Here is a 1,265-nt window from a genome sequence, read left to right on the forward strand (position 1 = left end):
TCAGTGAGCCGGAGTGAGTCTTGGACCCATACCTGGTCACTGCGGACATCCCGAACGGTTTTGGGTGTCCTGGTCGCCCGCTTTCGCTCCGCGTCCGGTGACACGGATCGCGTCCGTGGTCCGGGGATGCGGGGGCGGGTTCCCTCACGCCCTCGGGTGCCCGGTCCGGCCTGGGCGGTCCGATGCCCGCGACGATCACTCCGGTCGTCGTGGGGCGGTGCCGTCCTCCCCCAGTGCCTTAAGGGCCTGGGAGGTACCCCCAGCCGGATCGGGTGCCCGAGGGCGCGTCTGCCGATCGCGATGCTCGCGGCATCGTGTCGGGTGGGTTTCCTGGTCTTGCCGGTGAGGGGTTTTTGCCAGTACTGGGCGCCCCATCGGGAGGTGTAGGCGGGGTCAACGGCGATCAGGGGGATGCCGAGTTCGGTGGCCATCGACACCAGCCGTGCCCGTAGCTTGGAGGTGGGCATGCCGGAGATCAGCTTGCGGAACGTCTTGCGCCGCCCGTGTTTCTCGCGGGTCTTCTCCGCTTGGAAGTCCAGGTTCTCGATGGCGATCGCGAGACCGTGGCGCTTGGCGAAGTGCAGCAGGCGGATGAGCGCGTGGCGGACTTGGGCGTCGCGGTGGGCGGCGGTACCGGTGCGGGCGTAGCCGAACCGGAGCGGTGCGCCGACCGGGTTGCCGTGGGGATCGAGGCGCCAGGCGGCGAGGTGGTCGGCGTTGGTGTCGACTCCGACGATCCCCCTCGCGCGGGCCGCCGCAAGCGGCACGGTGGTAGCCGGGGGGATGGTCCAGGAGGCGGTGAGGTACCAGCGGCCGCGCACGGTGTCTTCGTGGATGCGGTAGGCGACGGCCCGGTTGACGCTGATGCGGTCGCGCCACTGCTCGCCCCGGTGCGCGAACGCCACGCGCGCGGTGAGCACGTACCGGCCGTGCGGGGCGTTCGCCAGGTGGGTGAGCGGGGCGGGGAGTTTGAGGCTCACCTCTCCGTCGGGGGTGACGCGGATGGTCTCGTTGCCGTACCGCTTGCCCGACTCCCCGTCGGCCTGCAGAAACCGGCGCCCGGCCTCCCACCGAGTGCGCCACTGGGCCTCGGTGAGTCCCGCCGCCTGAAGGTGCTGGCGGGTGGTCAGTAGCCTCTTGCTGCCGCGCACTACATGCACAACGCCGGCCTGCCAGTCGGACCGCGCCGCCTGAAGCCGGTCTTCGAGCACACGCAGGCGGCGGGACTTGGTATGCCACTCGCGCCGCGAGCGGTAGCCGCCCGG

At 71.0% G+C, this 1,265-nt stretch carries 1 protein-coding gene; it reads right to left on the bottom strand.

Features of this window, described 5'->3' with window-relative positions:
- Nucleotides 1–1,265: transposase (locus H1D24_RS41540; RefSeq protein WP_181662958.1), on the bottom strand; the 1,265-nt coding region annotated here is incomplete at both ends.

Origin of the sequence: Streptomyces himalayensis subsp. himalayensis (genome assembly GCF_013778455.1) — a bacterium.
Taxonomy (GTDB): domain Bacteria; phylum Actinomycetota; class Actinomycetes; order Streptomycetales; family Streptomycetaceae; genus Streptomyces; species Streptomyces himalayensis.